The organism is Nitratireductor sp. GCM10026969 (assembly GCF_042660605.1).
Lineage (GTDB): Bacteria > Pseudomonadota > Alphaproteobacteria > Rhizobiales > Rhizobiaceae > Chelativorans.
Genome location: NZ_JBHSUM010000196.1, coordinates 1 through 6821 on the forward strand (window position 1 = coordinate 1; position 6821 = coordinate 6821).

Annotated in this window: 7 protein-coding genes; all 7 read right to left on the minus strand. The window is 67.4% G+C overall.

The genetic code is table 11. The features are described 5' to 3' along the window. The coding region (gene phnN, locus ACFP9U_RS22840; protein ID WP_378624984.1) for a phosphonate metabolism protein/1,5-bisphosphokinase (PRPP-forming) PhnN at positions 1-454 on the minus strand (454 nt) is incomplete at its 3' end. Continuing rightward, positions 455-1591, minus strand: coding sequence for an alpha-D-ribose 1-methylphosphonate 5-triphosphate diphosphatase (locus ACFP9U_RS22845; RefSeq protein ID WP_378624985.1), 1137 nt, complete (start codon positions 1589-1591; stop codon positions 455-457). Between the two features lie 3 nt (positions 1592-1594). After that, positions 1595-2302, minus strand: a complete 708-nt coding sequence (locus ACFP9U_RS22850; RefSeq protein ID WP_378624987.1) for a DUF1045 domain-containing protein — start codon at positions 2300-2302, stop codon at positions 1595-1597. A 155-nt stretch (positions 2303-2457) separates the two neighbouring features. Beyond that, on the minus strand, positions 2458-4131 hold the full coding sequence (gene hutU / locus ACFP9U_RS22855; RefSeq protein WP_378624989.1) for a urocanate hydratase: 1674 nt from the start codon (positions 4129-4131) through the stop codon (positions 2458-2460). Further along, complete coding sequence (gene hutG / locus ACFP9U_RS22860) at positions 4128-4940, minus strand: N-formylglutamate deformylase (protein WP_378624992.1); 813 nt, start codon at positions 4938-4940, stop codon at positions 4128-4130. Before hutG ends, hutU begins: the two co-directional genes overlap by 4 nt. Then, on the minus strand, positions 4937-6475 hold the full coding sequence (gene hutH, locus ACFP9U_RS22865) for a histidine ammonia-lyase (protein WP_378624993.1): 1539 nt from the start codon (positions 6473-6475) through the stop codon (positions 4937-4939). The genes hutG and hutH overlap by 4 nt, the downstream gene beginning before the upstream one ends. A gap of 37 nt (positions 6476-6512) precedes the next feature. Beyond that, a partial coding sequence (locus ACFP9U_RS22870; protein WP_378624995.1) for an amidohydrolase family protein occupies positions 6513-6821 on the minus strand: 309 nt, incomplete at its 5' end.

A 6821-nucleotide genomic window follows, 5' to 3' on the forward strand; every position in this document is an offset into this window, starting at 1 on the left:
CGCGCCGGGCCAGGCGCTCTGCCAGCGCCTCGGGCGTCGCGGTAATCAGGACCGGCGCGACGTGGGCGTATCGCACCTTGATGTCCGGGACGATGGCGCGCGAGACATTGGCCACCACGACACCGCCGGCATGCATCGTCGCGTCCACCTTTGCGGGAAGCGCATAGCCGAGCCCGTGCGCGCGCCAGCTCAGCGCGAAGCGGCCTTCCGCCCGCGCCCGCTCGAACGTTTCCGCGTCCATCGCATCATGTGCCTCGCCACCGGCTTCGGGCGGTCGCGTGATGATACGGCGGGCAAAGACGATGTCGGCCGCGAGCGCGCCCAGCCGGGGTTTTGCATAATCGATCAAAGAATCCTTGCCGGCGCCTGAAGGCCCGGCAACCGCCACGAACACCCCATGCCTTATGGGAAAGGGCGTTTCTTCCTGCGCGCGCTCGATGGTTTCGGAGATCATCTACGCCACGCGCGCGCCCTGGCGCCACACGGTGCGCACCACGGGCACGCCTCCGTCCGGCCGCACGCGCACGAGATCGGCGCGCCGGCCCTCTTCGATCACGCCCCGGTCGTCGAGTCCGACGGCGGCGGCGGGATTCCTGGACACCTTGGCGATCGCCCGCGGCAGCCCGATGCCCTCGACCGTCTCGCCCAGGAGGAAGGCGGCCTGAATGAGGCTGAAGGGGACGTAATCGGAGGAAAGGATGTCGAGGCTGCCGTTTTCGGCCAATTCCCGCGCCGAGACGTTGCCCGAATGCGAGCCGCCCCGCACGAGGTTCGGCGCACCCATCAGCACCGCCATTCCCGCCGCCTTGGAAGCCTTTGCCGCCGCGGCGGTGGTCGGGAACTCGGCCACGCGCACGCCGTCCATCGCCGCCTCATCCACGTGCTCCGGCGTGGCGTCGTCATGACTGGCGAGAATGATGCCGCGCTCTTGGCAGGCGGCCGAGACGGCGCGGCGGTTGGGCGCGGAGTTTTGCTGCGACTCCTCCTGGCGCCGTGCGCAATAGAGACGAAACGCATCGTCCGACAGTTTGGTCTTGGCCTGGTAGTAGACCGCGTAGGACTGAAGGTCGGTAAACTGGCGCTGGCCGGGCGAATGGTCCATCAGCGATGCAAGCTTGACGTAATCGTCGCCGTCGAACAGCGCGAAGCCGGAAAGGCAGTCGGGAACGGAAACCTCGCAGCGCAGATGCAGGAAATGTTCGGCGCGCAGGCGGCCGGCGGCGGCGCTCTCCTCGATCGCGTCGGCGAGGCTGCGCATTTCCTGTGTCTGCACGTCGCCCTCGCCATCCATGCCGACGCGCAGGGCGTCGAACACGGTCGTAATCCCGGACGTGGCGATCTGCGCATCGTGCGCGAGCACGGAGGCGACCGGATGCCACCGCACCTTCGGCCGCGGCGCATAGTGTCGCTCCAGATGGTCCGTGTGCAGTTCGACCAGGCCCGGAATGAGGTAATCGCCTTCAAGATCCTCGCCGGTCCGCGCCGGACCTGCCGCAATCTCGGCGATCCGGCCATCGCGCACGACCAGGTTGCCCTCGATCACCTCATCGGCAAGAACGATGCGGGCATTCTTCAGAACGGTTTCATGCATTACTCAGGCAGACTTTCTCTCCCTTGCGCCGCCGAGGGCGTGAAAGGACTTCACGTGGAACGGCGCGCCAAGCTCCGGTTCGGCGAACAGCGCCAGGGAGCCGATCTCCAGCGGCTCCAGGAGGAGCGGACCGAAGAAGAAGTCGATTGCACGCTCCATCCGCTGAGCCTCCGCCGCCGGCACGCGCCCCGTCAGTGTCATGTGGAATCGAAACGCGTCGAAAACGTGAGGATAGCCCCATTGATGGAGATTTTTAAGCTGTTCCGGCGTCAGGTTGTCCGAACTCCGCCGCTCGATCTCCTCCGGCTCGAGCGGCGCGCGGAAAGGCTCGAATTCGCGCACGACATCGGCGGCCAGCCGGTCGAGTTCGGCCGAGGGCTCGGCCGGCACCAGGGCAAAGAAGCCGTCGAGACGTGCCAGCGCCAGCCGCTCGATGCAGATCGGTTCGCGGCTTTCGGCGAATGCGGCCAGTGCGCTGATCAGTGCATCCTCGGTTTTGCCCTCGGCCAGGCGGAAGGGCGCTTTCAACGTCGCATGGAAGCCGTAGCGGCGGGGCGCGGCGGTGTGAAAGGCGATCTCGGCGGCGGAAAACGCGCCGATACCGGAAGGCGGCGGCACCTCGCGGCCGAATGCGCTACGGCCCAGCCAGCGCTCGGCGACGCGGCCCAGCGGGTCGTGCTTGTCCGGCGTGAAATAGATGGCATAGCGCATGATTCGTTTCCTCGCAGATCGCGACCCAATAGGCGATTTGCATGACAGAAAGACGAACCCCGCCGAAATGCCGGGCCCGGCCTGACGTGTATGCATTCTCACGCATCCCGCGGCCGGGATCAATGCAGACAGCGCTCTTCCGGTTCCGAGCGCGCTCAGTTGCCGAGGATCGCCGGCAGGCGCAGCCCCTTCTCGTGGGCGCATTCGAGCGCGATGTCGTAACCGGCATCGGCGTGGCGCATGACGCCAGTCGCCGGGTCGTTCCACAACACCCGCTCGATGCGTCTTGCCGCTGCGTCCGAGCCGTCGGCGCAGATCACCACGCCGGCATGCTGGGAAAAGCCCATGCCGACCCCGCCACCGTGGTGGATTGACACCCAAGTGGCGCCGGAGGCGCAGTTCAGGAGCGCGTTCAAGAGCGGCCAGTCGGAGACGGCGTCGGAGCCGTCCTTCATCGCCTCCGTCTCGCGATTGGGCGAGGCGACGGAGCCGGAATCGAGATGGTCGCGGCCGATCACCACCGGCGCCTTCAATTCGCCCCTGGCCACCATCTCGTTGAAGGCGAGGCCGAGGCGGTGCCGGTCGCCCAGCCCCACCCAGCAGATGCGCGCGGGCAGCCCCTGGAAGGCGATACGATCCTTGGCCATGTCGAGCCAGCGGTGGAGGTGATCGTTGTCGGGAAGAAGCTCCTTCACCTTCTCGTCAGTGCGGTAGATGTCCTCCGGGTCGCCGGAAAGGGCGGCCCAGCGGAAGGGGCCGACACCGCGGCAGAAGAGCGGGCGGATATAGGCCGGCACGAAACCCGGAAAGGCAAAGGCGTTTTCCAGCCCCTCTTCCTTCGCCACCTGGCGGATATTGTTGCCGTAGTCGACCGTCGGCACGCCGGCGTTCCAGAAGGCCACCATCGCCTCCACATGGCGGCGCATGGAGGCCCGCGCCGCCTTCTCGACCGCCTTTGGATCGCTCTCGCGCTTCTTGCGCCATTCGGCCAGCGACCAGCCCTCGGGCAGATAGCCGTTGAGCGGGTCGTGCGCGGAGGTCTGGTCGGTGACGATGTCGGGCGCCACGCCTCTTCTTACCAGTTCGGGAAAGATCTCCGCCGCGTTGCCCAGAAGGCCGACCGATTTCGCCTCTCCGGCTTTCGTCCAGCGCTCGATCATCGCCAGCGCCTCGTCGAGACTTTCCGCCTTCTCGTCGAGATAGCGGGTGCGCAGGCGGAAATCGATGCGGGTCTCGTCACATTCGACCGCCAGGCAGCAGGCGCCCGCCATGGCCGCCGCCAGCGGCTGGGCGCCGCCCATGCCGCCGAGCCCGGCGGTCAGGATCCAGCGTCCCTTGAGGTCGCCGCCATAATGCTGGCGCCCGGCCTCGGCGAAGGTCTCGTAGGTGCCCTGCACGATGCCCTGGCTGCCGATATAGATCCAGGAGCCGGCGGTCATCTGGCCGTACATCATCAGCCCGGCGCGGTCGAGCTTATGGAAATGGTCCCAATTGGCCCAATGCGGCACGAGGTTGGAGTTGGCGATGAGCACGCGCGGCGCGTCCGCATGGGTGCGGAAGACGCCCACCGGCTTGCCCGACTGGACGAGCAGGGTTTCGTCCTCGCCGAGATCCTTGAGCGTCGCAACGATGCGGTCGAAATCATCCCAGGTGCGCGCCGCCCGCCCGATGCCGCCATAGACGACGAGCTCGTTCGGGTTCTCCGCCACCTCGGCGTCGAGATTGTTCATCAGCATGCGGAGCGGCGCTTCGGTGAGCCAGCTCCTGGCGTTCAGCTCGGGGCCGCGCGGCGCCTTCACCTCGCGAATGTTGTGGCGCGGGTCGGTCATCGATCCTGGTCCTTCTTCATGGAAAAGGCGATTTGCTCCAGCCGCTCGAGCAGCGCGCGCAGGTGCGGGCGCAGCCGCTCGGCCCTCCCGGCATCGTAGGCGAAGGGTTCGCTCTCGCTCGCCAGATAGGCGGATTGCACAAGCTCCATCTGGATGGCGTGCACGTTCTCCTTCGGCACACCGTAGAAGCGCGTCGTCCAGCCGCCGCGGAAACGCCCGTTGACAACCATGCTGTAGCCGTCCGCCGCGCTGCAGATTTCGCGCGCGGCCTCTTCGATCTCCGGAGCACAGGTGAGCCCGTTGTCGGTGCCGATGTTGAGGTCCGGCAGGCGCCCCTCGAACAGGAAAGGGCAATGGGAGCGGATGGAGTGGCAGTCATAGAGAATGACCACGCCGTGTAACGCCTTCACCCGTTCGATCTCCGCCGCGAGCGCGGCATGATAGGGCCCGTGGAAGGCGGAGAGGCGCGTCACCGACTCCGTCTCGCCGATGCCGCCCTCGTCCTCCCAGATCGGCCGGTTGTCGAAATCGGTTTGCGGGATCAGGGCGGTGGTGTTCTGGCCCGGATAAAGCGTCCTGCCCGACGGGTCGCGATTGGCATCGATGCAATAGCGGTGGAAGGTCGCGCGCACGGTGGTCGCCGCAGGCAGGAGGCCCGCATAGAGCCTGTCGGCATGCCAGTCCGTATCGCGCAGCTTGCGCCCTTCGGCGTTCAGCCGCTCCCATATGTCTTCCGGCACGTGGGTGCCCGTGTGGGGGAACGCCAGGATGACGGGCGAATCGCCCTGGGCGACTTCGACGGGGTTCATGCTGCACTCCTCAGTTCCGGCAGGATCCCGGGCGAGACGCTGGCATTCAGCCGGCCCGAGCGTACGAGCTCGATTGCCGCTTCCAGATCGGGCGCCATGAAACGGTCGACCTCCAGCGCCGGCACGGCGGAGCGGATCGTTCCATGCGCCTTCATCAGCTCCTCGCTGGACTTGAGCGGCGCGCGCAGATCGATGCCCTGCGCCGCGGTGACGGCCTCGATGGCGACGATGCCGAAAAGATTCTCGCTCATCGCCAGAAGCCGGCGCGCGCCATGGCAGGCCATGGAGACGTGATCCTCCTGGTTGGCCGAGGTGGGCGTGGAATCGACCGAAGCGGGATGCGCCATCTGCTTGTTTTCCGACATCAGCGCGGCGGAGGTCACCTCGGCGATCATCAGGCCGGAATTGAGCCCCGGCTTCTTGGCGAGAAACGCCGGGAGGCCGAAGGAGAGCGCCGGGTCGACCAAAAGCGCGATGCGCCGCTGGGCGATGGCGCCGATCTCGCAGATGGCAAGCGCGATCTGGTCGGCGGCGAGCGCCACCGGCTCGGCGTGGAAGTTGCCGCCGGAAACGACCGACCCGTCCGACAGCACCAGCGGGTTGTCGGTCACAGCATTGGCCTCGATTTCGAGCGTGCGCGCGGCCTGGCGCAATATGTCGAGGCAGGCGCCGTCCACCTGGGGCTGGCAACGGATGCAGTAGGGGTCCTGCACGCGCTCGTCGCCCTCGCGATGGCTCTCGCGGATCTCCGAGCCGTCGAGCAGCCGCCACAAGGCGGTCGCCGTGTCGATCTGGCCCTGGTGGCCGCGCAGGGTGTGGATCTCCGGATGGAAGGGGGCGGAGGAGCCCATGGCCGCATCCGTCGACAAGGCGCCGGTGATGACCGCCGCGCGCGCCGCGCGATGGGCGCGGAACAGGCCGGCGAGCGCCAGCGCGGTCGAGACCTGGGTGCCGTTGATCAGCGCCAGACCCTCCTTAGCCTGCAGCACGATCGGCGCTAGACTAGCTTTCTCCAGCGCTTTCTTAGCCGGCAAGCGTTCGCCCGCGACCCATGCTTCACCCTCGCCGATCATCGCCGCGGCCATATGGGCGAGCGGCGCGAGATCGCCCGAGGCGCCGACGGAGCCCTTTTCCGGGATGACGGGAATGACGCCGTGCGCCAGCATCCCCTCGAGAAGCCGTACGGTCTCCATCCGCACGCCCGATGCGCCGCGGCCGAGCGACATGAGCTTCAGCGCCATGACAAGGCGGACGATCCCTTCCTCCAGCGGCGCGCCGACGCCGCAGCAATGGGAAAGGATTAGATTGCGCTGCAGGGTCGTCACGTCGTCGGCCGGGATGCGCACATTGGCGAGCTTGCCAAAGCCGGTGTTGACGCCATAGACGGCCGCGCCGCCGGCCACCTCGGCAATGCGCTTCGCACTGGCTTCGATCACCGGGTGACAGGCGGGGTCGAGGCGCACCGCCGGGCCCTCGCGCCAGAGCTGCTCCAGCGTGTGGATCGAGACGGTGCCCGGGGTGAGGGTGAGCGTCATTGCGATGGCCCTCCGATGGCGGGGCATGGCACCGGGATCATGCGGCATCTCCGATAATGAGGCGGTGAAGAGGATTGAAGCCGATCCGATAGGCAAGCTCCGCCGGATGCTCGACGTTCCAGACGGCGAGTTCGGCGCGTTTGCCGGGCTCGATGGTGCCGATCTCCGCGCCGAGCCTCAGGGCGCGGGCGGCTTCCCGCGTGGCCCCGGCGAGCGCTTCTTCGGGCGTTAGCCGAAAGAGCGTGCACACCATATTCATGGCCAGAAGCAGGGACGCGAGCGGCGAGGAGCCGGGGTTGCAGTCGGTGGCGACGGCCATCGGCACGCCGGCGGCGCGCAAGGCCCC

Coding starts and splice junctions, on each gene's coding strand:
- hutH (WP_378624993.1), bottom strand. CDS start 6,475: ATGACGCTCACCCTCACCCCGGGCACCGTCTCGATCCACACGCTGGAG.
- ACFP9U_RS22850 (WP_378624987.1), bottom strand. CDS start 2,302: ATGCGCTATGCCATCTATTTCACGCCGGACAAGCACGACCCGCTGGGC.
- hutU (WP_378624989.1), bottom strand. CDS start 4,131: ATGACCGACCCGCGCCACAACATTCGCGAGGTGAAGGCGCCGCGCGGC.
- hutG (WP_378624992.1), bottom strand. CDS start 4,940: ATGAACCCCGTCGAAGTCGCCCAGGGCGATTCGCCCGTCATCCTGGCG.
- ACFP9U_RS22845 (WP_378624985.1), bottom strand. CDS start 1,591: ATGCATGAAACCGTTCTGAAGAATGCCCGCATCGTTCTTGCCGATGAG.